Annotated in this window: 20 protein-coding genes and 1 pseudogene; 7 read left to right on the top strand and 14 right to left on the bottom strand. The window is 40.6% G+C overall.

Features of this window, described 5'->3' with window-relative positions:
- The 8 genes from G4P69_RS29870 to psaK all read right to left on the bottom strand — a co-directional run.
- Window positions 1-1,472, bottom strand: a 1,472-nt coding sequence (locus G4P69_RS29870) for a tetratricopeptide repeat protein (RefSeq protein WP_208353218.1), incomplete at its 3' end; no start/stop codon positions are given.
- On the bottom strand, window positions 1,469-2,797 hold the full coding sequence (locus G4P69_RS29865; protein WP_208353210.1) for a P-loop NTPase family protein: 1,329 nt from the start codon (window positions 2,795-2,797) through the stop codon (window positions 1,469-1,471). The genes G4P69_RS29865 and G4P69_RS29870, both read right to left, overlap by 4 nt.
- 56 nt (window positions 2,798-2,853) lie before the next feature.
- Window positions 2,854-4,089 carry a hypothetical protein gene (locus G4P69_RS29860; protein ID WP_208353207.1) on the bottom strand — a complete coding sequence of 412 codons (1,236 nt, stop codon included), beginning with the start codon at window positions 4,087-4,089 and terminating at the stop codon, window positions 2,854-2,856.
- 174 nt (window positions 4,090-4,263) lie between these two features.
- Window positions 4,264-5,604 carry a tRNA (N6-isopentenyl adenosine(37)-C2)-methylthiotransferase MiaB gene (gene miaB / locus G4P69_RS29855; protein WP_208353202.1) on the bottom strand — a complete coding sequence of 447 codons (1,341 nt, stop codon included), beginning with the start codon at window positions 5,602-5,604 and terminating at the stop codon, window positions 4,264-4,266.
- Between the two features lie 49 nt (window positions 5,605-5,653).
- Window positions 5,654-6,250: a Uma2 family endonuclease gene (locus G4P69_RS29850; protein ID WP_208353192.1), complete on the bottom strand. Its 597-nt coding sequence runs from the start codon at window positions 6,248-6,250 to the stop codon at window positions 5,654-5,656.
- A 26-nt stretch (window positions 6,251-6,276) separates the two neighbouring features.
- Window positions 6,277-7,740 (bottom strand): carotenoid oxygenase family protein, encoded by a 1,464-nt coding sequence (locus G4P69_RS29845; RefSeq protein ID WP_208353187.1) that lies wholly within the window; start codon window positions 7,738-7,740, stop codon window positions 6,277-6,279.
- A gap of 166 nt (window positions 7,741-7,906) precedes the next feature.
- The gene (locus tag G4P69_RS29840) at window positions 7,907-8,368 is read right to left on the bottom strand and encodes a hypothetical protein (protein WP_208346248.1); all 462 of its coding nucleotides are present in this window, start codon (window positions 8,366-8,368) and stop codon (window positions 7,907-7,909) included.
- Window positions 8,369-8,749: 381 nt separating this feature from the next.
- Complete coding sequence (gene psaK / locus G4P69_RS29835) at window positions 8,750-9,010, bottom strand: photosystem I reaction center subunit PsaK (RefSeq protein ID WP_208353175.1); 261 nt, start codon at window positions 9,008-9,010, stop codon at window positions 8,750-8,752.
- Between the two features lie 529 nt (window positions 9,011-9,539).
- Here psaK and G4P69_RS29830 point away from each other — a divergent pair.
- The 4 genes from G4P69_RS29830 to G4P69_RS29815 all read left to right on the top strand — a co-directional run bounded on the left by G4P69_RS29830 (window position 9,540) and on the right by G4P69_RS29815 (window position 13,359).
- Window positions 9,540-11,072, top strand: a complete 1,533-nt coding sequence (locus G4P69_RS29830) for an NACHT domain-containing protein (protein ID WP_208353171.1) — start codon at window positions 9,540-9,542, stop codon at window positions 11,070-11,072.
- Window positions 11,073-11,240: 168 nt separating this feature from the next.
- On the top strand, window positions 11,241-11,831 hold the full coding sequence (locus G4P69_RS29825; RefSeq protein WP_208353167.1) for a Tll0287-like domain-containing protein: 591 nt from the start codon (window positions 11,241-11,243) through the stop codon (window positions 11,829-11,831).
- Window positions 11,832-11,932: 101 nt separating this feature from the next.
- Window positions 11,933-12,361 carry a SufE family protein gene (locus tag G4P69_RS29820; protein WP_208353165.1) on the top strand — a complete coding sequence of 143 codons (429 nt, stop codon included), beginning with the start codon at window positions 11,933-11,935 and terminating at the stop codon, window positions 12,359-12,361.
- Between the two features lie 92 nt (window positions 12,362-12,453).
- The gene (locus G4P69_RS29815) at window positions 12,454-13,359 is read left to right on the top strand and encodes an alpha/beta fold hydrolase (RefSeq protein WP_208353162.1); all 906 of its coding nucleotides are present in this window, start codon (window positions 12,454-12,456) and stop codon (window positions 13,357-13,359) included.
- A 374-nt stretch (window positions 13,360-13,733) separates the two neighbouring features.
- Here G4P69_RS29815 and trpB read toward each other — a convergent pair.
- The 4 genes and pseudogenes from trpB to G4P69_RS29795 form a co-directional block, all read right to left on the bottom strand.
- A pseudogene (trpB, locus tag G4P69_RS29810) lies at window positions 13,734-14,537 on the bottom strand (tryptophan synthase subunit beta); the annotation flags it as partial.
- Window positions 14,538-14,629: 92 nt separating this feature from the next.
- Window positions 14,630-15,454: a tryptophan synthase subunit alpha gene (gene trpA, locus G4P69_RS29805; protein WP_208346054.1), complete on the bottom strand. Its 825-nt coding sequence runs from the start codon at window positions 15,452-15,454 to the stop codon at window positions 14,630-14,632.
- A 117-nt stretch (window positions 15,455-15,571) separates the two neighbouring features.
- On the bottom strand, window positions 15,572-16,411 hold the full coding sequence (trpC, locus tag G4P69_RS29800; protein WP_208353159.1) for an indole-3-glycerol phosphate synthase TrpC: 840 nt from the start codon (window positions 16,409-16,411) through the stop codon (window positions 15,572-15,574).
- A 65-nt stretch (window positions 16,412-16,476) separates the two neighbouring features.
- Window positions 16,477-18,678, bottom strand: coding sequence for an anthranilate synthase (locus G4P69_RS29795; RefSeq protein ID WP_208345299.1), 2,202 nt, complete (start codon window positions 18,676-18,678; stop codon window positions 16,477-16,479).
- Between the two features lie 473 nt (window positions 18,679-19,151).
- On the opposite strand from G4P69_RS29795, the gene G4P69_RS29790 reads away from it, so the two are divergent.
- Both G4P69_RS29790 and G4P69_RS29785 read left to right on the top strand, forming a co-directional pair.
- Window positions 19,152-20,438, top strand: a complete 1,287-nt coding sequence (locus G4P69_RS29790; RefSeq protein WP_208345300.1) for a protein kinase domain-containing protein — start codon at window positions 19,152-19,154, stop codon at window positions 20,436-20,438.
- 1 nt (window position 20,439) lies between these two features.
- On the top strand, window positions 20,440-21,645 hold the full coding sequence (locus G4P69_RS29785; protein WP_208353156.1) for an RDD family protein: 1,206 nt from the start codon (window positions 20,440-20,442) through the stop codon (window positions 21,643-21,645).
- 44 nt (window positions 21,646-21,689) lie between these two features.
- Here G4P69_RS29785 and G4P69_RS29780 read toward each other — a convergent pair whose 3' ends face one another.
- Entirely contained in the window at window positions 21,690-22,697 is a 1,008-nt protein-coding gene (locus G4P69_RS29780) for a WD40 repeat domain-containing protein (protein WP_243903095.1), read from the bottom strand.
- Window positions 22,698-22,712: 15 nt separating this feature from the next.
- Window positions 22,713-23,687, bottom strand: coding sequence for a CobW family GTP-binding protein (locus G4P69_RS29775; RefSeq protein WP_208353151.1), 975 nt, complete (start codon window positions 23,685-23,687; stop codon window positions 22,713-22,715).
- Window positions 23,688-24,006: 319 nt separating this feature from the next.
- Between G4P69_RS29775 and G4P69_RS29770 the strand changes: the two genes are divergently transcribed.
- Window positions 24,007-24,453: a hypothetical protein gene (locus G4P69_RS29770; protein WP_208353147.1), complete on the top strand. Its 447-nt coding sequence runs from the start codon at window positions 24,007-24,009 to the stop codon at window positions 24,451-24,453.
- Window positions 24,454-24,551: the final 98 nt, after the last annotated feature.

Raw genomic sequence — 24,551 nt, 5'->3', positions numbered from 1 at the left:
ATTTCAACAGCTTTGTCGTAGGATGCGATCGCATCTTCGTAGCGTCTTAACTGACGCAGCGCAATCCCCCGGTTGAACCAAGCTTGGTGGTAGTCTGGTTTAATTTCAACAGCTTTGTCGTAGGATGCGATCGCATCTTCGTAGCGTCTTAACTCACCCAGCGCAAACCCCCGGTTGATCCAAGCTTGGTGGTAATCCGGTTTAATTTCAACAGCTTTGTCGTAGGATGCGATCGCTTCTTCGTAGCGTCTTAACTGACGCAGCGCAAACCCCCGGTTGATCCAAGCTTGGTGGTAGTCTGGTTTAATTTCAACAGCTTTGTCGTAGGATGCGATCGCTTCTTCGTTGCGTCTTAACTCACCCAGCGCAATCCCCCGGTTGATCCAAGCTTGGTGGTAGTCTGGTTTAATTTCAACAGCTTTGTCGTAGGATGCGATCGCTTCTTCGTTGCGTCTTAACTCACCCAGCGCAAACCCCCGGTTGAACCAAGCTTCGTGGTAGTCTGGTTTAATTTCAACAGCTTTGTCGTAGGATGCGATCGCTTCTTCGTAGCGTCCCAACTGACGCAGCGCAAACCCCCGGTTGTTCCAAGCTTGGTGGTAGTCCTGTTTAATCTCAACAGCTTTGTCGTAGGATGCGATCGCTTCTTCGTTGCGTCTTAACTCACCCAGCGCAAACCCCCGGTTGAACCAAGCTTGGTGGTAGTCTGGTTTAATTTCAACAGCTTTGTCGTAGGATGCGATCGCGGCTTCGTATTCTTTTGCTGTAAGCAGCAAATTTCCTAGCTCAAATAATAACCTTACACTACCATCTTCTGTCTGGTGTTTTTCTGCCAACAAGTCTTGAATTTCCAATACTTTCTCAATCTTTTGTTCTTGGGTAAGTTTCAAATATTGCTCGTAATCTCCTTCCAATATCAGACGAGATGATTCCTGTTCGACTAATTCTGTTGTAGTTGGTAATTCAAATACTCCAGAACGCCAATCAAAAAAATCTGGGGCGCGATGGATAAAATAGTTGATGGAGAATGACCGCAAAATAAAAACAAAGCAAAACGGTAGATCATCTCTAAACCGTTCTCTTTGTTGATTCAGATGATTTAAAATACGCGGTACACTTGTTAAATTACTAAATTTACTTTCGGTGATTTCGCCAAAAGTTCTTTTCTCATATTTATATAAAGAATATTCTAAACCTTTGATTAATAAAATATCAACTTGCTTGTTTTTAACAAACTTAGTCACTCGCTCATATAGATTATCAATCGCCTCAACCAGGTGCAAAACTGCTATATGCTTCTGCGGAACATCCTGCGGAAGTTTGACAATTAAGTTCTCCGCTTCCACAGGTGTACATTGTACAAAAAACAAGCCAAATCCAGATTTCCGCTTCAGTGCGCGAACTAAGTCTTGATATGCTTGTTCTGGTTCAGGGGGTAAATCTTCATCCCAATTATCTGCACTTGGGTTCATGGAAGTTTTGCTACGGCTTCTTTAAATTCTGCGATTCCTTGAATGACTGGATGAATATCATACCAGCGTTGTACTTCTCCATCGTCATCTAAATAACGGTATTCTAAAAGACACCGATTATACATTAAGCTACGATACTCATCATCGTTGATAATGCGTTTAGAACGAGATACCTCCGCTAATAGACTCCATTGATTATTCTCCACTGCACGGCGATAGGTATCTCTAGCTTCAGTAATTGCTCGTCGCACCGCAGTTTCTGTAATTGGTAACTCCTTTGTACGTCCAATAGCATCTTGAGTTAACAATAGCAAATTTCTGACATGACCTCCACTCATCAAACAAAGTCTTTCTAAAGTGTTAGGACTATCAAAAATCTCTTTTTCTAGTGATAGTTCCGGTGCAATTTCCCGAATTCGCTTGGAAATGACTTCTTTAACTTTCTTCAGCCCAGGTTGGTAAATTTCTCCCTCCGGAGTTTTCACCATAATCATCGGTAAAATAAGGCATTCCCCGTAGATGTCCCGAATATCTGTGGCTCGTTTGGAATAAAATAGAGAAATAGGCGCAGTATAAATCAAATGGCAATCTAAAGCTTTGATCTGTTCGTTGCGGTTAAAAAAAACTTCCTCGTAGTTGGTGCTATCTCCTTCTTTGACTAACACCATACGGTCTAAATTATCGACAATTAGGGCTAGTTGAGTGTATCCAGCAGGGAGTTTCTTTTTTGCATCTGCCAGAAATTCATTCAACACTTTAATTAGAGTAAGAGTGTGGGGATCTATTTTTTTGCGAATTTCCTGACGTAAATTAGGAGTGCTTCTTAAATTTGCTGTTAGCTTGGCGAATTGAGCGAGTTGCAATTCTACTCCCATACGCTCAAACTCCATCTCAGTTTGGGCTAAGTCTTTTAAATCTTTCCAGCGTTCTTTTAACCAGTTCAAAATTGGATCTGGTTTAGCAAATATGTGCAAATCTTTCAACAATCGCCGAGTACAAGCAAGGAGTATGTCTGTATACTGAGTGTCTTCTGACTGAATATCCTCTTCATCAGCAGCAAAATACACTACATAAAATTGCCGATTTTCTAAATATTGCTTTAACCTCAATAGTTCCGTAGATTTCCCTGAACCCCGATGACCAGAATACAATAGACAAGTCTTTGTATTTGCCCGTTGCATCCGAAGCCCTAATTCTTGCAGAATATCCGCATCTCCCCGTTCTTTTTGACAATCCACATATTGTCTATCTCCGGCGGGTAACGGTTCAAAAGGATTAAAAGCATTGTACAGCTTTTTCATCAGGTCATCAGCAGTATGATCCATAGGTAATAAATATTGTCATCTTTATACATTGATATTGTAAAAGAAGTTAAGCTGATTTAAGCTGATACCTTACTTCTGTTGATATCTATTAAGCGATAGAAATAACTGCTCAACCAGCTAGGAAGGGAAGCCAACAATAAATAAACTAACCCTGAGAAGACAACCCATTTAGAAAATTGATCGATAAGAAACGCCAAATTTGAACCCAATATTTGTTTGACAATCAAATACCAAAAAGACAAGATTATTGCAGGCAATATGAAACAACAAATTAAAGAATAAGGGTTGATTTTCTTCTTTATCCATGAAACAATTTGCGGGATTGTAAAAATTAAAAATATAAGTCGGTAATCCCAATTATTACCGAACATAAAAGTACCTATATAAACCCCGGCTCCTAATCTAAAAGCATCAATATGCTGTTCATTTTCTAGTAAATTTATATCTCTTTTTCTAAAAACCGATAATCCAGACACTATAAATATAGTAATTAGCGTCAAATATGATAGTTTTTTTCCTAAAGATTGAATTATTACACTAATATTTTTTAAATGAGGGCTTTGAGTCAATTCCTCTAATCGCATCCAAAAAACATTAACTCCATAAGAATATTCAGTTCCTCTAGGAGTTACGTGAACCATCTGTTTTACATCATTGAATGTGAAAATTATGTAAATTAAAAAGACAGTACAAGCTAGGGTAAATAAACCCCAGAATCTAAATTTACTTTCTTTTAAAAGAAAAAATATACCAAAAATAGGAAAAAGTTTGAGAAAAGATGCAAATAGAACAAAGAATGTTTCGGCAATAGTTGAAGTATAGCCTATTCTCAATCCTAGAGCCAGAAGAAAGAATAAGAAAAGGTCAGGTGTTGCTCGTTCTACTCCTAACATAACAGCTGGTGAAATAAAAGCAAAAGAGAGTACACAAGCTGTGGAAGTAGGGAGTGTTTTGATAAAGATGAAAGGGCTTAAGAAAAATAGAATTATAAATATGCTTCCAATAAGCGTGGTATGACTTTGATTCAGTCCAAAATAAAAAAGAATCTGCCACAAATGTGTAAGATTCATAGGGCGTTGCCAAGGATCTCTTACATTGTTATACAAAGGGTCATAACCCAAAGCATGAGCTTCTGCACCGCTTGTTATTGCACGTGTATCAGCAAAATGTGGAGACATAGTAGGTACATTCCAAAATGTCCAGATGGCGTTGTAGCCGAAGAAAACAAATATCAAACAGCTTGATATGAATGCCAAGAGAAACACAGAGAATAGTACTTTTTTACCTGTCATACTTATCTTTTTCCTGAAGAACTCAAGCCGCTCTATCTACACGACAGAAAGCGTGCATTCCAAAGCAGTCGAAACTTTGCCTGCTACAGCATAGCATTTCAACCCCGAGTTAATACATTTGGCAAACAATTAAGACAAGGACGCAATAAATACTATTTCTCGCTCTAAATCTTTCTATTCCCTATTCCCTGTTAAACTAAAAGCCCTCACTTCAGTTACTCTTACCTTAACTAGTTTGCCTTTGAGCTCATTAATATCACCCGTAAAGAAGGTAAGACGATTTCCCCGTGTACGTCCCATCACCTGGGTTTTATCTTTCGGATTTTGATCTTCTACTAAAACCTCTTCAACTCGTCCCATGTAACGCTGCGATCGCTCAGATGCTTTAATGCTAACTAAATGATTTAACCGTTGTAGGCGATCGCTTTTAACTTCCTCGCTCAATTGTTCTTCCCAGACTGCGGCTGGTGTTCCTGGACGTGGGGAATATGCTGCTGTGTTCAACTGGTCAAAACCAATATCAGCAACTAATTTCAGTGTCTTTTCAAACTGTTCTTCTGTTTCACCTGGGAAACCCACGATCGCGTCCGCGCTAATGGATGCATCTGGCATATATTGCCGAATAGTATCAATAATGCGACGATATTTTTCGTGAGTGTAACCCCGTGACATGCGTTTTAACACTTCATTATCACCGGATTGAAAAGGTATATGGAAGTGTTCACACACCTTGGGTAGTTCTGCACAAGCTTTGATCAAACGTTCAGTAAAATAACGCGGATGACTAGTCGCAAAGCGAATCCGCTCTACACCTGGTACATCGTGAACGTAATAAAGCAAATCTGTCAGGGTATGGAGATGACGTCCTTCTGGTGTAGTTCCTGGCAAATCACGTCCATAGGCATCAATATTTTGACCTAATAAGGTGACTTCTTTATAACCCTGCTCACCTAATTTCACCATTTCTTCCCGAATTGCTTCTGGTGTACGAGATTGCTCGACACCACGTACATTCGGTACAACGCAATAAGTACACCGCTCATTACAGCCATAAATCACATTTACCCAAGCTGTAACAGTGCTATCTCGCCGTGGCTTAGTAATATCTTCTACAATGTGAACCGCTTCGGTTGCTACAACTTGATTACCGTCAAAAACTTGTTGTAGTAAATCTTGCAAGCGATTAGCGTGTTGTGGCCCCATCACCAAATCTAATTCGGGCACACGCCGCAACAGTGCTTCTCCCTCTTGTTGGGCAACACAGCCAGCAACAACTAAGGTAAGGTCTGGATTTTCGTGCTTGCGTTTTGCTTGTCTACCTAAGTAAGAATATACCTTTTGTTCAGCATTATCTCGGATCGTGCAAGTGTTATAGAGAATTACACTGGCATCATTTGGGTCTTCTGACCATTCAAAGCCCATGTCTTCTAATATGCCAGCCATACGCTCTGAGTCGGCTTTGTTCATCTGGCAACCGAAGGTAGTAATATGATATCGTTGGCGCGAAGTGGTCATGGAATTTGCTAAATTAGTCCAGAGTCTAAAATGATGCTACTCTATTATTTTAGAGTGCTTCATTAGTATCTACCATCTCAAAGTCAACTTTGTCGTAGATATCTGATAGAGAAATTTGAAACTGAACAGAGGCTAGAGCTAAAAGCTTATTCTCATCTTCGTACTCGCAGAAGATCCATTTTTGATCGTTTGTCCTGAAATATTGTTCTACATGAACTGTGTATTGATCGATAAGAATGTACTCTTGAAAACTGGGTATGGTGCGATAAGCAGCAAATTTCTGGTCAATATCATAACTTCTGGTGGATTTTGATAACACTTCAGCGAGCATCAAGGGATTGGTGATTGTATCGCGGCGATTTTCAGAAAATTCCAATGAACCTGCTACAACCATGACATCAGGATACGTATGAATTCGTTTTCGAGGAATCCATAGACGTTGATCTGTAACGAATACTCGGTATGGTTGACGCTTGAGGGCAAAATTCAGCGCTGCATAAAAGTTACCAGCAATTTGATTGTGATTAGGGGTTCCGCCTGTCATAGGTAAGATGTGACCATCTATATACTCATTACGATTTTCTGCAAGAACCTCTAAGGCAAGATATTCTTCAGGAGAATAGTAACGTTGTTTTTGGACTTGCATAGGACACACCTACATTGGATCGTTTACTAAGCCGGTTTCCAAGTGCCGTGGAAGCTATGAGGAATGACACTGGGTAATCCTAGTCTACACACAGGTTCTTCGTTTAAGCGATTGCTCTCAAATACCCAAACTTCGCTACTATGAGAGTTGCCGTCGTACACTACTGTTATCACCCAGCCTTGGTTGGGGTTTTGGCGATCTGGAGCATAAATCGGTTCTGAAGGGTAGCGGTTTTCTCCTAAGTCGGCTTCGGTGAGGGTATCGGTTGTGTGGTCGAAACGTGCGATCGCATTTAATAATTCTTGGCTAATATCTGTTCCTTGACGGAAGATAGAAAGATAAGTATGAGGGGATAATTGCCCAACATTTTGGGGTGGTACACTGGGAAATTCGCAATATCGGTCTAAAACTTGCTCATTTGCGGTGACTTTGCCAGTTTGCGGATCGAGGTGCGATCGCCAGAATGTACTCTTTCCTGGAGTGTGAGTTTGACCTGTAGCCACTTCCTTAAGATATTGATTTGTCTGAAAATCTTCATAGCGAGCAATATCCGCAATTATAGAACCGTTAGCATCAACATAACCATTACCAAAATGCCACTGAAACCAAGGTTCTGTTTCACCACGACTCACAATTTCAAGAGTTTCACGGTCAATGACTAAAACCTGTGTTCCTAAATTAGGTTGCCATTGCCAAGCATCACTAATAGTACTAAATCCAAATAAAGCAGGTAAGAGGTTTAAACGAACAGGAGGAATGAAAAATACAAGATACTGTCCTGCAAAAACAAAATCATGCAATGCTGGCATACCTTCTATTTGATGTACTGTTTTTTGTACAATCTTGCCTGTGCGATCGCTTTTGTAAATATTGAGCGTGGGTTTTACTCCTATGGTAATGCCAAAGTTAAAAATCTCTCCTGTTTGTGGATCCTGCTTGTAGTGTGCGGAATAAGCCAAGCCATCTGTTAAGCCTTCTAAATCATCTTGACCAAGAGTTTCCAGATTTTGCAAATCCAGTGCGTAAGGTTTATCTCCTTCCCACAATGCCAAAAGTTTATCTGGTAGCGCTAGTACTGAAGTATTTGCAGCATTTTTTACTGGTCTACGCCATTGATTCCAAATTGCTCCTGGCGCAGTCATCCCATAATTGCCATACAGCAGTTTACCTGCTGCAGCTTCCTCTTGATACCCTTTAGTTTGAACAAAACGGTATAATCCTGTTGCACCTCCATCGGTGAAATGGACAGCAAGGATTGCTCCATCTCCATCAAACCAATGTCCTACATAAATACCACCACGCTCTAGTCGTGCAGATCCATTGCGGTAAAGAGTACCGCGCAAACCTTCAGGAATTTGACCTGAAAGGATTTGTAGTTGAGTGGGGAGAAATTCTTTAGGAGGTCGGGTAATTTTTTGTGAGCGATCTCCAGATCCAAGGGTATAGCCAAATGCACCTGCCCAAGCTTTTGTTGTTGACTTTATTTGCATAAATTTAGGTCAGCACAAGCAGCCGATTATAGCACTCTTTGCACAACTACAACCTCTTGCATTTACTTTACTTATAGACTCGGTATTATTTCTTTCCGAAAAAGTAATGGTTCAAAGCACCATACCTAGTGGATGATTTCTCTCCTCTGCTCCCCTGCTTTTTTACTTATGGGCTTGGTATAATTTGTTGAGTCGATTGTGTTGGTTGTGTTGGTTGTCCTGTTGCAACAGCATTTATTTTGTCGTTGTATTGGCTAATGATTGCACTAATACGACTTTGCTGTTCAGGACTCAAAGTGACATCCTCAAGGGCTTTGCTTAGCTTACGACGTTTACGTAATCCTTCATAAAATTTGGATTTTTGATTTTCGTCTAAGACAGAAATAATCTGTTGAGTTCTTTCTCTCATTAGAGATTGAATGACTGCACGTTGTTCAACAGGCAGCTTGTTTAACTGGATTGTTGTTGGTTTAGTTGAAGCGGGTGCTGGTGGAGGGCTGGGAGCAGAATCAGGCTCAGGATTACTTCCAGGTAAGGATAACTGTCCTGTAGCAGTTCCTGGTAGGAGCGCAGCAAGAGTAATGGTAGTAGAAAATACACACAAAAACTTCGCAGAATTTATACCCATAACAAGTGACTATTTTATTTGATATTTATTAACAATCACTCACAAAGATAAAATAAAAATAAAAAGTATAAAATTAAGAATCTTGAATTTTTATAAAAAGGAGTCAGGAGTCAGAATTCAGGAGCCAGAATGCACCATCCATAAAGGGATGGTGTTTTAAGAAAAGTCTTAACCCCTATCTCGTCCACAAGGAACGAGGTTTTAACCAACAACTTAATTCTGACTCCTGGCTCCTGACTGCTGTATTCTTTTTTATAAAACTTTTTTAAGTAAGGAACAGGGAGCTTCGAGTCATCGAGTAATCCTTCCTCTGCTCCCTGTACCTTGCTGTCTATTGATTTGAGCCTAGAAGCGAAATGGCATGAGTCGTAAAGTGACAGCTTAGAATCTACCTAAGTTATGTAACCCTAGGATAGTTCCTGCTCCTAAAATGTGACCAAAAGCCGTAGTTGCCAATAGAGCGGGTAACCCGAAACCACCAAAAAGATTGGGGGAAGGCAATTCTGGACCTACACTAGGGTACTTGATGGTAGCTTTGCCCAAAACAATAGCAATGATGTTGGCAACAATCATAATTATCCCAACGGTTGGGCTCCATTCCAGAGATGTTGTCGCTGCTGCGAGTAGAGTAGATGTTAACAACTGAGCTTTCTCCTCAAAATTTGTTAATAATCGAAAAGGATCATGTCAATTTCTTACCAAAAAACCCTAACCCACGGATCAGATTTGCATTAATAGTTAATCTTTTTTGTCAAAACTTCATAGGTAAAAGAGGGAGCAGGGAGCTCTTAGCAGCGAGTATCGGGTTTCCCGATTTGAGGCGGCTGACATCCGGGTTCCCCAGTTTGAAGAATTGTGAAGGTTAAATGAACAGAGAGTTGCTGTCCTACAAGGGCGATCGCGACCAAAGTTAGTTTTACTTCCGCTTATAAGAATATAACTTTTGTACATTTGGAATCTTGAAAAAATAAATACAGCATTTTGCCGGTGCGTGAGGTACATTGGTAGGCGCGTTCCCCTTTAGGGGTTCGGTGCAGGGTACGGCGTTTGCCCTCAGACTGTTGGTGTGCCTCATTTATCCGAAAAGTGCTGTATTTGTAACTTTTAACGCTTATGCACATCAGTACTAACGATTCTACGGGAAGCTTGTGTCGAATCTATCAACCAATTTGTGCAAGATCATGGTCAGACTGAGATGGTGGTCTGTAGTCGTATTGCAGATTATGAAGTTCTTTCTAACCGTCTGCGATTACGAGGCGCGATCTACATCCGTTCTCTAACCCCTGAGCAGGTTAACCAATATTTGGACGCAGCTGGTGAACCACTACAAGCAGTCAAAACTTTGCTGAGCGAAGATACTACACTGCAAGAGTTAGCGAAATCTCCGCTAACCCTTAGTATCATGACTCTGGCTTATCAAGGCAAAAAGGTGGAAGAACTACCTCAAACAGGCTCGTTAGAGGTACGCCGTCAACACCTATTAAATGCTTATATTGAGCGGATGTTCAAGCGAAAGGGTATTAATCAAAAATACTCAAACGAGCAGACAATACAATGGCTAAGTTGGCTGGCGCAACGGATGCAGATCGCATCTCAATCTGTCTTTCTAATTGAGAAAATACAGCCTAATTGGTTACAAAAAGATTCTCACCGGTTGATCTATTCAATCGGTGTTTGTTTGACTGTGGGACTGAGTGCAGCTGTCTTTCATGTTGGACCACTATCTAGTGTATTTAAAGGGAACCAAGGTCTATTTGAAGGGCTGATGGGAGGTGTAATAGCTGGGCTATTTTATAGCTTATTGGGGGGGGTAATTATTAGATCTCTTAGTGGGACAGTGGCTCGCTTAGCTAACGGGTTAACCATTGGACTCCTTTTTGGATTGGTGTTTTGGCTGGTTTTAGGTCAAAAATTTGGACTGACCTATGGCTTCTTTTATGCTCTATGTGGTGTGCTCATTTATCAATTTTTCAGCAAAGATATTGAACCAGCTGACACCCTAGAATGGTCTTGGGAAAAAGCCATGAAGAATTTTGGATTTGCGCTAATTTTTGTACTAATACTTTCGGTTACAAATGGGCCGATTTTTGGACTGATTTTTGGGTTTCTCCTTTGGCTGATTATAAGCTGGGAAAAACAGACTGAAATAGATAAAACAACCAGACTTAACCAGGGCATCTGGAAATCAGTCCGAACTACTATTAAAATAAGTACAATGATTGGTCTTTTTTCTGGAATAGTTTTATGGCTGATTCAGACTCGATATATTTTGCTACCTGAAGCTAAAGTTAACAGCATTGTTTTTGGGATAGCAAATGGGATTATGTTTGGCTACGGCGCTGCCTTATTGTCGTCTCAGGGGATAGGATTTGTCGGTTTTAAACACTTAATTCTACGTCTTCTCCTCTGGTGCAGTGGTTGTATCCCTTGGAACTATGCGCGCTTCCTTGACTATGGTAATGAGCGCATTTTTTTGCGAAAAGTTGGAGGCGGTTACATCTTCGTCCATCGGATGTTACTGGAACATTTTGCAACGCAAATTGAGCCTACAAAATCCGAAATAAGGAACACTTACAAAGCTATAAAAATAATTTTTGTTGGGGGGGTAATTATTGCTTTTAGTATGGTTTGTTACACCGTTTATTTGAATGCTGAGTATCAGCTGAATACCCAAGCAAATATAATTATCTCAGAGGATGTTTGAAAAGTTTGTAGTAGTGTATCAAATATTTGTTTACCCCACCCTAACCCTCCCCTTGGAAAGGGGAGGGAACTAGATTTTCTTTGTTTCCCCCCTTTCCAAGGGGGGATTAAGGGGGGTAAAAATGTGATGAAAATCACAGTCAACCACTTTTAAAACAACCTCTCAGCGATGGACTCAGTACGCAAGTATAACAGTGATCGCATTACACCTTTATTAAAAACACAATCAGAACAAAAATTTTTGAAGGAATCAATTCCAGAGTTCGCAACAAATCAAGTATTTGATATATTTGCCAGTGTTTATAAAGACAATTACAGAGATTACCTTTATAGATCTGCGATGATTAATCCGACTAATCCCAGCCATAAAGCTACGCCTGGGGAAGTCAAAATTATTGAGACACTAAAAAATCAAGATCAACGAGGGGGTCAGAACGTCGAGCAAGGATATGTAAATATAAGTGGGAAGAACTATTTCTATACATCTCGTCCCATCAAAATTACTAATAAGGCTTGTTTGAGTTGTCACTCGACTTTAGAGAAAGCACCTCAATCATTACAACTTCTCTATAAGCAGGGCAAATATGTCGCTAATCAAGGGTTTGGTTGGGAACTTAATACAGTTATCGGAGCAAAGGTTGTTTATATCCCTACGACCCAAGTGCATAAAATAGCTCAAAGGGATTTTATCCTTTTTCTAGGAGTTTTTATTGCTATACTTGCTGTAGTTACTACTGAAAGGGCGATCGCGAAAATTTAAATGCGGTCTGCTTAGCAGTACCTTCGGCTTCAGCAACGACCCCACAGAAGCTTCAAGATAATTTACACTCAAAGAGATAGCGATTATGTTCCGCCTCTTTTATGTCCTCTATTATAGATTCTTTGCCCCCAAACCTTGCCAAAATTGTCGGACGCTTCCAACGGGCTTCTGACCCTAAGCGACGTTATGAACAGCTAATTTGGTACGGTCAACGGCTCAAAGAGTTTCCAGAATCGGATAAAATACCAGAAAACAAGGTTGCTGGCTGTGTCTCCCAAGTTTATATTACTGCTGCTTTGGAAGATGGTAAGGTTGTGTTTCACGGCGATTCTGATTCTCAATTGACCAAAGGATTAGTAGGGCTTTTGGTGGAAGGGTTAAATGGACTAACGCCTAAGGAAGTTGTGCAGTTAACTCCAGATTTTATTCAAGAAACTGGTTTAAATGTTAGCCTGACGCCTTCCCGTGCTAATGGATTTTACAATATTTTCCAAACCATGCAAAAGAAAGCGCTGGAGTGTAGTCAGTGAAAAGTTATCAGTTATCAGTTATCAGTTTGACTGTTGAGTGATCACTGATAACTGTTAATAGTAAACTGGCAATTAGCGAGCTGCAATCTCTGATGTCAACCAATTTATTTTCTGTATCAAACACAACCGATATTGGTGGAGTCGTTCAAGAGTACATCTTTGTCTTTGAAAACCAGCAAGTTCGTGTTGTTTATGAGACTTTAGGCGAAGGTTCACCACTGCTACTGCTTCCTGCTTTCAGCACTGTTTCTATGCGTACAGAAATGGGCGAAATAGGTAAGCTACTATCTCCGAACTTTCAGATTGTAGCAGTGGATTGGCCTGGATTTGGTGAGTCTTCTCGTTTGCCTGTACAATATAGACCTGCACTATATCACGAGTTTCTTGAAAAGTTTGTCGCATCAGTATTTAAGACTCCGGTAGCAGTCGTTGCTGCTGGTCATAGTGCGGCTTACGTTTTGCAATTAGCTAAAGAAAAACCTCACCTGTTTTCTCGTATTGTATTGGTAGCACCAACTTGGCGCGGTCCTCTACCAACGATGGGAGTAAATGAGCAGATTGCTGGGGTCGTGAGAGACTTAGTGCGATCGCCTATTCCTGGTCAACTTCTCTATAAACTCAACACAGCACCATCTTTCTTAAGTTTCATGTACCGTAGCCACGTCTACGTAGATGGTGCTAAACTCACACCTAGCTTCATCGAGTATAAATGGCAAAATACTCAACAACCAGGAGCAAGATTTGCTCCCGCTGCTTTCGTGACTGGTAACCTTGACGCTGTAAAAAATCAAGCTGATTTTCTGGCGCTTGCTCGAAGTTTATCTGTACCTTTAATGGTAGTTATTGGAGAATCCTCTCCACCAAAATCTCGTGCTGATATGGACGCTTTAGCAGCTTTACCAGGAGTGCAAAAAGCAATTCTTCCTGGTTCGCTAGGAATGCATGAAGAGTACCCAGAAGCTATAGTCGGAGCAATTCAAGGATTTTTGGTATCTTAAGGTGATTTGCGATAAAGAAAATACCTGTGTTGACGAGTTTCGACTTCGCTCAACTCACGATCTCTGAGTTGGTTGAGCGAAGTCGAAACCAACTGCGGTGCTATATTTAGCGCTATAAAACTTATCCAATCTAAGGAAACATCAACTGTCAAGAATATTTTTCAGCCTGTACCCATTTCTAAGTCTGAGATATTACAGACAAAACTGACGTTTCTCCCGAACACTCCAACCCTTACCAAATTCTCTAACAGGATTTCACGAATTATGACTTTTTCCCCTGTCCACTTCTGCTGATCGTGTCCTGTATATATCGCGGGCGACCAAACTTTTAATTCAGATTTAGGCGATCGCTTTACTGTCACATCCGGATCAACTACAGATGGTTCGTTCAAAAACTCATAAAATAATCCAATCGCGTTAGAACCACCACCCACACAAGCCAAGAGAATATCAGGTATTCCTCCCCATTTTTCTTGACTCTGAGCGCGAGTTTCTTTACCAATCACAGCATGGAAATCACGCACCAGCATGGGGTAAGGATGAGGTCCTGCAACAGAGCCTAGTATATAATGCGTTGTTTCTACATTAGTCACCCAATCACGAATTGCCTCGGAAGTAGCATCCTTAAGGGTTCCAGTACCAGCTTCTACTGGGCGCACTTCTGCTCCCATTAGGCGCATCCGGAACACGTTCAGGGCTTGCCGTTCCATATCATGGATACCCATATAAATGACGCATTGTAACCCAAAGCGAGCGCAGACCGTAGCAGTTGCAACTCCGTGCTGACCTGCTCCTGTTTCAGCAATAATGCGCTGCTTACCCATGCGCTTGGCTAGCAACACTTGAGCTAGAGCGTTATTAATTTTGTGCGCCCCTGTATGATTTAAATCTTCACGTTTTAAGTAAATTTGCGGCCCTGTGCCATCTGGTCTAGCATAGTGCGCAGTCAAGCGTTCTGCAAAATATAAAGGACTGGGTCTTCCTACGTAATCGCGCAATAGACCTTGTAGTTCAGCTTGAAAGCTTGGGTCTTTGGTATATTGGTCAAATGCTGTTTCAAGTTCGCTTAATGCAGGCATTAAGGTTTCAGGAACGTACTTACCGCCAAACTGCCCAAATCTTCCCAAGGCATCGGGGTAGCTAGTTGAAGAAGTTTTGATATCGGGAGTGCTTACCACTGGTTAAAGTCCTCAAAATTCAATTTATTTACAGGGAATAGGAAAATAAGGCGTTTAATTCGTTCTATGTGAGTTCTTACCGCCTACTAACGCTATACCGAACCTACTTTTTGTAAAGATGGGGGCGTGATAGATGCTTTCAGTTCTTGACAAAGTTGTTCAATAGCTTGCAATCCTTGCTCAGGGGTACCAGTTGCTAAGCGTTGAACAAAAGCACTACCCACTATCACAGCATCTGCACCCCAATCCATGACTTGACGAGCCTGTTCTGGCTTAGAGATGCCAAAGCCAACACCAATAGGTTTATCTGTTACACTTCGCATCTCTGTTAGCAAACTCTTCACTCTTTCTTGAATCACAGAACGAACCCCTGTCACACCTGTTACACTCACAAGATAGACAAAACCTTGAGAATACTGAGTGATAGCCGCAATGCGATCTTTGGAACTTGTAGGAGCTACTAATAAAATCACCTCTATTCCGAAATCACTAGCTGCGTGGATTAATTGTTCTGCCTCTTCTAACGGTAAGTCTGGTACAACCAACCCCTTTACCCCAACACTGGCGATTTGCTCTAAAAACGACCTAATACCCCGATTTAAAATGGGATTGTAGTAAATAAATAAAATTATTGGTGCTTCCAAGTCAGGGGTAACAGTTTTAACCATCTCTAAAACTTGCTCTAACTTAGTTCCTTTTTCTAAAGCCCGAGTTGCTGCGGCTTGAATTACAGGACCATCTGCCAAGGGGTCGGAGTAAGGAACACCCAACTCTATAAAGTCAGCGCCATTACGATCTAAGATGCGTAAAGCCTCTTTTGTTGTCTCTAAGTTGGGATCTCCCGCTGTAATAAAGGGAATGAAAGCACACTGATTATTATCTCGTAAAAATTGAAAGCGCTGGGAAATAGAAGTCATTGTTGTTGGGTGTTGGGTGTTGGGTGTTAGGTGTTAGGTGTTGGGTGTTGGGTGTTGGGTGTTGGGTGTTGGGTGTTGGGTGTAAAACCATAATCACTATGCCCTATGCCCTATGCCCTATGCCCTATTTCCTCTTTGTAACAGACTGCGTACCGCTTTTTGTATTTCAGTTTGTTTCACTAAAGATTCTCCTATTAAAACTGCACGCGCTCCAGCTTCTGCAACAAAAGATAAGTCCTCACTCGTGTATAACCCAGACTCGCTAACGACGGTAATTCCATAACTGCGTAACTGTGCTTGTCTCTGTGTTAATAAATTTTGAGTGACTTCTAAATTAACTGTAAAATTTTGTAAATTTCGGTTATTAATCCCTACTAAGCGAATATCATCAAGTTTCAATACCCGATCCAGTTCGGCTAAGGTATGAACTTCTACCAAAGCTTTCATTCCCAGCTCGTGAATCACTCGCAAAAAGTCTTGGAGTGTTTCGTCCGGTAGAATAGCAGCAATTAGCAGTACAGCATCTGCTCCTGCTGTCCGTGCTAGATAAATTTGGTAGAGGTCAATAATAAACTCTTTGCATAGTAGCGGTAGTGCTACGTGTTTTCTGATATTCCGCAGATTATCAAAACTGCCTTGGAAGAATTTTTGGTCTGTGAGGACAGAAAGACAAGCTGCGCCACCTCGTTCATAAGCTTGGGCGATCGCCACCGGGTCAAAGTCATCTCGAAGCAACCCACGACTCGGTGAGGCTTTTTTCACTTCTGCAATTAAGCTAGGTTTGCTAGGACTCTCCTGTAAAGCTGCAAGGAAATTTCGTACTGCAGGAGCAGCAGTTAACTGCTTTTGTAGAGCAATCAAAGGTAGTTCCCGACGCATTTGTGCGACTTCTTGCTTTTTATGCAAGACAATTTCTTCGAGAATGTGAGGCTTAGTAGTAACTGGATTAATAATCATAAGCAGCGTGAGATTGGGAATTGCGATTGATTCAGTGATACTGTTTGACAAAAAACAATTAACTACTAAGTCATTTTTAACGACTCTCTAGTTCGGGTATATATAGTAACAATATTTCTCATAATAGCCAAACCAACCCCTCCGGTGAGTGTCATAATTGACTCCGGATGAAACTGTACGGCGGCTATAGGAAGTGTTTGATGCTCAATCGCCATAATCACATCATCGTCAGAAATAGCTGTCACCTTCAGTTCGGGAGGTACAGTTTCTGGTAAGGCAAATATAGAATGGTATCTACCTACTGTAAAGGATTGTGGTAACCCTTTAAATAGAAGCGAATTAGAATCAGTAACCGAAACTTGAGAAGATTTACCATGCTGAGGGTAGTGAAGAACATCTAACTGTCCGCCTAGAGCCTCAACAATACCTTGCAATCCCAAGCAAACACCAAAAAGCGGTATGTTGCGACGTATACAGGCTTTTACTGTTTCAGGAACACCAAAATCATTAGGTCTACCAGGACCAGGAGACAAAACAACCAAATCAGGACGTTCTGTGTCAAAAAGTGATTCAGAGAAGCCATGACGTAATGTTGTAACGATCGCGCCGGTTTGGCGGATATAATTCGCTAAAGTGTGAACAAACGAGTCTTCATAATCAATCAGTAAGACACGCTTATCTGCTTGCGCATTTGAGATAGACGTGCTTAATACTGTTGTTTTACTCTCATTGGATTTTTCACCGATTTCCTTAGTACGGCGAATTGTTTCAAATAAAGCCGCTGCCTTAGTAATCGTCTCTTGTTCTTCCGCTGCTGGTATAGAGTCATAAAGGATAGTAGCACCAACTCGCACTTCAGCAATTGAATCTTGTAGTCGAATCGTTCGTAAGATTAATCCAGTATTAAAATCGCCATTAAAACTTAAGTAACCAACTGCACCACCATACCAACGTCTAGCACTACGCTCATGCTCTTCAATAAAACGTATTGCAGACCGTTTCGGTGCACCTGTGACTGTTACCGCCCAAGTATGGGTCAAGAATGCATCTAAAGCATCAAATTCTGGTCTTAGTAAGCCTTCAACATGATCTACCGTATGGATCAAATGACTATACAATTCTATTTGGCGACGACCAATCACTCTTACCGATCCCGGCTCACATATCCGTGATTTGTCATTGCGGTCAACGTCAGTACACATTGTTAATTCAGCTTCTTCTTTACCTGAATTGAGCAACTGAAGAATTTGGTGTGCATCATCTAGAGCATCTTGGCCTCTGGTAATAGTACCACTTATCGGGCAAGTTTCTACTCGCCTACCTTCCACCCGTACAAACATTTCTGGAGATGCACCAATTAGATACTCTCCACCAAGATTAAAAATGAAGCCATAGGGACTAGGATTGATTTGTTGTAAAGTTTGGAATAGCTTACTAGGTGCAGCTTCAGTTGCTTCAAAAAAGCTTTGACTGGGAACGACTTCAAATAAATCCCCACGACGGAAGTAATCTAGCACTAGTTCAACTAGCTTTGCATAATCACCACTTTCATGGTCGGCAGCTTTAGCAGGAACACGACGTTCTCCGCGATAATCAACCGACTCACCTGTTCTGGGGAGATTTTTTGTATTACCATACGCAGTTTCAAACTCGTACTGCAGACGAAAAGCACGTTGGGAATAATAATCAACGACTATCAGTTCATCAGGTAAGTATAATACTAAATCGCGCTGCTCTGTAGGACGCGAGAGGCGCTTAGTAATTGGCTCAAATTGGAAAACTAGATCGTAACCGAAAGCGCCATAAAGCCCTAAATGCTCGTCCTCGCTACTTGAGAAAGCATGTAAAATTTCGCGAATAACTGTAAAAGCTGAAGGCTGCTTACTACGTTCTTCTTCAGGAAATAGTTGTGTTGTAGGTTTAACTAAGCCGTTAATGCAATCTTTCTCTAATTTAATTTCCTCAAGTTGGGAATGTGATGATAGATTATTTAAGATGACTGGCAGTAGTACTTTGCCTCGGTTATTAAGGGAGGAAATTGTGAAAGAGTTTTCCCGTGTTGTTAACTCCAAAGGCGGGTTGATAAATCCAATTGCCCATCGCTTGTATCTTCCTGGATATTCGTAGCTACTCTTGAGTAAACCACCACGTTGAGAATCTAAGTAAAATAAAATTTCTTCCAACGCTGTGTTCATCTCGATCTGAGTACTAGAACGAGATATTTGTATACCGCTGAAGGTAGTGTAGGAGAGGGAATCAACAATCATGGGCAATTTCTCTAGAGTAGTTCTTGATGAAAATTATTCTAAAATAAATCGAAATGTTCGTAGCTGCGCTACCGTTACGGGAAAATCCAATAAAACTCTACTTGTGAACATATAAGTAGTACTAAATTAAGAGTACTAAATATTGTGCGACAAAAGATGAACAATTTTTTGTGAGATACATCAATTCTTTTGTTGTTGATATCACTCACATAAAAGAATGAGACAGGTATAAGAATAAATTGCCCTATCCGATACTCAAGATAGATGCTAACGCAAGGGAAATCCTTTACGGTGCGTCCCTAATATCCTTGCAAGTAGATCGTTTGACAAACCAATTGCTCTATCCCAGCTATTTTGGCCTGTTTATTAAAAAAAGTATCAATAGAAATACTTACACTAAAATCATGGTATATCTAGGAATGTTTCATGTTGTAGTCAGGGTTTGACATTCTTATAAATAGAAGAGTATCCTCATGCCTGGAATACCTTTAATTGGGATAACACTTGGCGGACGCTACTACGTTGCTGACAAACTAGGAGAGGGTGGTATAGGTGAGACATATATAGCTATAGATCGGGGTCAACCAGGCAACTATCAATGCGTTATTAAACGACTCAAACCTCAAAGCACTAATCAGTCTACTATGAGGTGGTTACAGCAGTCGTTTGAGCGGGAAGCAACAACGCTCCAAAAACTTGGAACAAACGACCAAATTCCTAGGCTTTTAGCTTTTTTTGAAGAGAACCAAGAATTTTTTCTAGTTCAAGAATTTATTGACGGCAATAATCTTCGTTCAGAGTTGAGTCCTGGTAGACAATGGCATGAAACTCAAGTCATTTTCTTGTTGCGGGATATTCTAGAAGTCCTACAATTTGTCCATCACCAGAAAGTCATTCACCGTGATTTAAAACCTGAGAATTTAATCAGACGCAGATCAGATCAGAAAATTGTGCTAATTGACTTTGGCGCTGTTAAAGAAGTCAGTACTCAAGTTTTTAACACTCAAGGACAGGTAGTTTCAACAACTTTTGTTATTGGTACACCAGGATATATGCCTGCAGAACAGCTACGGCAAAACCCGATGCTATGTAGCGATATTTATGCTGTAGGAATGATTGCGCTTGAAGCTCTCACAGGTATAGAACCCAAAGAACTTTTAGACTCTTATACTGGGAACGTTATCTGGCGAAATCGGGTATATGTCAGGAATGATTTAGCAAATGTTTTAGACATGATGGTGCATTACCATCCCAACCAACGCTATCAATCAGCATCACAAGCATTACTAGCAGTCCAAGAACTGACGAAAACTTTATACAATGTACCTCCCTCATCGACAACACCGTTAATCAAATATGCAGGATTCTGGAGAAGGCTTGCAGCAGATTTTATAGATAAAACTATTTTAATTGTCTGTAGTTTATTTTTAGAATTTATTCAATTCGGTGCGCCTGATAGTAAGAATGAAGCAGAGTTCTGGGGTAGAATTATAGCTTACTATGTACTACTAGGCTTTCTCTATTGTCCTGTGATGGAAAGCTCCCGCTACCAGGGAACTTTGGGGAAGATGGTGCTAGGAATTATTGTTACTGACATGAATGGAAATAAGGTTTCTTGGGAACAAGCTGTTAAAAGATATATTAGCAAACTGCTTTCTTACATAACTATTTTCATTGGGTTCTTTATAGGAGGGTTTACGAATAGAAGACAAACCCTTCATGACAAAGTATCTAGATGCTTAGTAATTAGAAAGGATTGATATGGTCACAACAGCTAAATCGACTAAATATGCAAATTTTTTCAAAAGATTTGTCGCTATTTTAATTGATGGGATTGTTCTGATAATCTTTGACTTCGTTGCCTTTGGACGACCTAATGAAACTGTGAATTCTCAGGCAGCAGTTGTGTACAACATCCTGATCATTATATGTAACTGGCTTTACTTCGCTATAATGGAAAGCTCTCGTTTGCAATCAACTCTAGGGAAAAGTTTGCTAGGGATTACTGTCACCAATACTCATGGCAATCGAATTTCTTTTGGTCAAGCTACAGCTAGATATTTTGCTAAGGTACTCTGGTTCTTAATTTTTATAGTAGGTGTCTTAATAGCAGTTATAGGACAAAGTACAGGAGGAGAAGGTTCTCCTTACTTAATTGTAGGTGGATTGCTGATTATTATTTCCTTTCTAACTTTGATCGTCGGCTATATAATGGCATTGTTTACACCAGAAAAGCAAGCACTTCATGATATTATTGCTAGATGTTTGGTTATCGATGAGAAGGGACCATCCGCAACAATTCCTTCGAAACCTCTAATTGTTGTAGCAGTATTGGCGGTTTTATTAGGCAGAGGAATTTTGCCACAGATTATTCCTCAACGCATTTCTGAGAATTCGCCTCTGGGAATTTCAACCGAAATCTCTTCGCCTTCACCAACAACTTCTCCAGAATCCACATCATCGCCAGCACCGGGGGTAGGGGTTGGATCAATTCCACCTCAAGTTCTCAGTCGTCTCCAAGGACTTACACTCAATAATATTCAAATCACTAATATCGCTACTCCTCGCACATACAAAATTTGTGGAGCTCCGCTACAACTTTTAGCACCGAATAATAACGAGCAGCTTAACCTAGATTGGAAATTAGACTGGACTCACGGTGGAAGCGCTTATGTTGCAAGACTAAAAATGCAGGGATCTTCAGGAAAAATGAGAACCTTATATCCCAATGGTCAAGGCGGTTTAAACACTGTAGATGAAACAATGCAACTATACACTTCTGCCAGAGGATTGGTTTTGCTAGGCTTCAATCCTATTGATGTAGATACACAGCAATCATCCCAAACATACAGTCCTGATAATTTGATTATTAGACAGGAACTTGATAGTTCAACTACAATAATCAACTGTGATGATAACAGAAATAGCTCATCTGTGATTTTCACACCTTTTGGTAATACTCAGTAAATGCACTAAAGTACAACTACGAACCAGGGATAATTTATACCTGGCTAAGACCAGATAATCAATTCACCGCTTTCAGCACCTGCTGCTAGTAGATTACCTTGGGGATGCCAAGCTAAGCAAGAAAAACCAGATGATGCACCTGTTAGTATTTGGGATACTTCCTGTGCGTCGTTCCAAAGACAAATCCAGCCATCAGTACCAGCAGAAGCAAGAAGAAAGCTGTTTGGTGCAAAGGCGATCGCATTAACAATATCAAGATGATTAGTTAACACTCTGGCTTCCCAGCCTAAAGAGTTATCAGCCTGCTTCTCCCAAACCACGATACCGTCAACACTACAGCTAGCGATTAAAGGCGCACCTTGTTCGGTTGTAGGTTCAGACCATGAGAGTTGGCGAATTTTCCCAGGAAAGCCTTGCATAACCCAAGGTTCAGGGTTATTCCATTCGATAACAGCGAGGGTTTGATCGAAATTACCCGCAGCCAGAAATTTACCGTTACCAGACCACGCGATCGCTAAACTGGCTGAAGGGATATGTACAATATATGGATCATCATTCCAGTCTTGACAATTCCATATTTTAACCCCGTGATAACCCCCAATAGCAAGATACTCTCCATCACAACGCCAATCGATCCCAAAAACTGAAGAGGACTCGAAATTTAGCGTAACAACAATCTCACTCTTTTGAGCATCCCATACTTGGACATAACGCCCTAGACCCAAAGCTAGCAGATCACTATTAGGACTCCACGCAAGCTTATCCACCCAAGCTGGAGAATTTTCTAAAGTGGTAATTAATTCACCTTCTTGCCAAATTCTCACTCGTCCATCTTGTCCCCCAACAGCTAAAAACTTTCCATTGTGGGAAAAAGCAACACAATCAACTGATTGACCGTCACCAGTGTGCAAAGTTGCTAATTTACCATTTTCCCACAGCACAACTTCCCCAGCCGCAGAAGTTGCAGCTAGAGTTTTACCTGTTGGAGACCAAGCGATCGCCGTCAGATAATCTGAAAGCGATCCCAAATATTGTTGTTCAAATTCCTTCATGAGCATGCATATTAATTAAGATGCTATACAAGCACGAAAATCTTGTCTGAGTTTTGCTTCATCCAAGTTACGACCAATAAAGACTAGTTCATTTTTAGGAGTTTCATTTTCCTTCCAAGGGCGATCAGGTTTACCGTCAAATATCATATGCACTCCTTGGAACACAAACCGGTTTTCTTCGCCAGCAAGGTTCAAAATCCCTTTCATGCGAAAAATATCTGTTCCCTGAGTACGTAGCAACTCTGCTAACCAAGCGTGTAATTTTTCTCGATCCACTGCGCCTTGTTCTACTAAAGCCACAGAATACACACTCTCATCATGTTGATGTGCATCTTCCCCTAGAAACTCAGGATCAATTTCTAAAGCGCGATCTAGGTTAAAGGCTTTCAACCCTAACACAGTATCTATTGATAGTTCACAATTCTGGGTACGGTAAATCTTAGCCATCACATTCATCGACCGAATCCGCTGTTCTAGCTCATCAAGCTGTTCTGGTTTTACTAAATCGGTCTTATTAAGTAAAATCACATCAGCAAAAGCAATCTGCTCTTGTGCTTCATCTGCATCCCAGTGTTGCCAGATGTGCTTTGTGTCTACAACTGTCACCACAGCATCAAGTTCTAACTTGTCCCGCATATCTTCATCAACAAAGAAAGTCTGAATGACTGGCGCGGGGTCAGCAAGTCCAGTGGTTTCAATGACTAAATGATCAAATTTATCTCGGCGTTTCATTAAATTGCCGATAATACGAATTAAATCCCCACGAACAGTACAGCAGATGCAGCCGTTGTTCATTTCAAATATTTCTTCGTCTGTATTGATAATGAGTTGATTATCAATCCCTACCTCACCAAACTCATTGACTATCACAGCCACTTTTTTACCGTGTTCGTAGGTAAGGATGCGATTCAGAAGTGTAGTTTTCCCTGCTCCCAAATAACCAGTTAGAACGGTAACGGGAACTGAATCAAACGCTGCATCAGCTAGCATAGGCTAAACGCTTCTTCTTTTTACATTTATATAATGGTTCTCGCCTATGATAAATACTTTTTAAATTTTTGTGTGGAGAAAAGCTTACTTAGAAAGTTAAATAATAAGCAAGATTTGTCAGTATAAATAATCAATCATGATCTATCATGCTTTTTGATATCAGAATTCCTTATATGAGTGGAAAATCAAGGAAAAAACTGATAGTGGCTCTTGCGTTACATTCCACCCCGTAGTAATATCAAAGAATTCTCCAGGGAAATTACGAGTTCCCCTGGAGAAAAAAATAAATCAAAAAAATTATTACTGGAGTAATAATAGCATGACCCCAGCATTTTTTACCATAGCTTTTTTTGAAAATCTTGAAAATTCTCTCAAAGAATTAACCCAGCAGCTTCAAGATCCAGACTTGACGATGCAAGACCGCATCAAAATAATAAAAAAAATACAAGAAATTTCCACAAAATTATTATTGCAAGCTGGACAGTACTTGGAAGAAGTCAAAAAACAGACAAAAAGAAAATTTACCAAGGTACTGGCTCAAGGAGGAATTTTAAGGAAAGAAGCAGATATCCTAATAAAAGCTTCATCTGTAGCTGATCAGCTTCTACCAGAGACTAGTGCAGAAATAGGCATCAATAATTTGTTGGAACTCGCGAAGCCAGCTAACCGGATAGCTTTGGAAGAGATCAAATCTATCCCTGATGTAACTCAGTTAGAAGTCCCAATAATTATTAAGAATTGTAAACCATCAAAACCCAAAGCATGAGCTTCTGCACCGCTTGTTATTGCACGTGTATCAGCAAAATGTGGAGACATAGTAGGTACATTCCAAAATGTCCAGATGGCGTTGTAGCCGAAGAAAAC

Origin of the sequence: Aetokthonos hydrillicola CCALA 1050 (assembly GCF_017591665.1) — a bacterium.
In the GTDB taxonomy this organism is placed as follows: Bacteria; Cyanobacteriota; Cyanobacteriia; order Cyanobacteriales; family Nostocaceae; genus Aetokthonos; species Aetokthonos hydrillicola.
The sequence above is the reverse complement of the archived record's forward strand: the minus strand, read 5'-3'. Positions and strand labels throughout refer to the sequence as shown.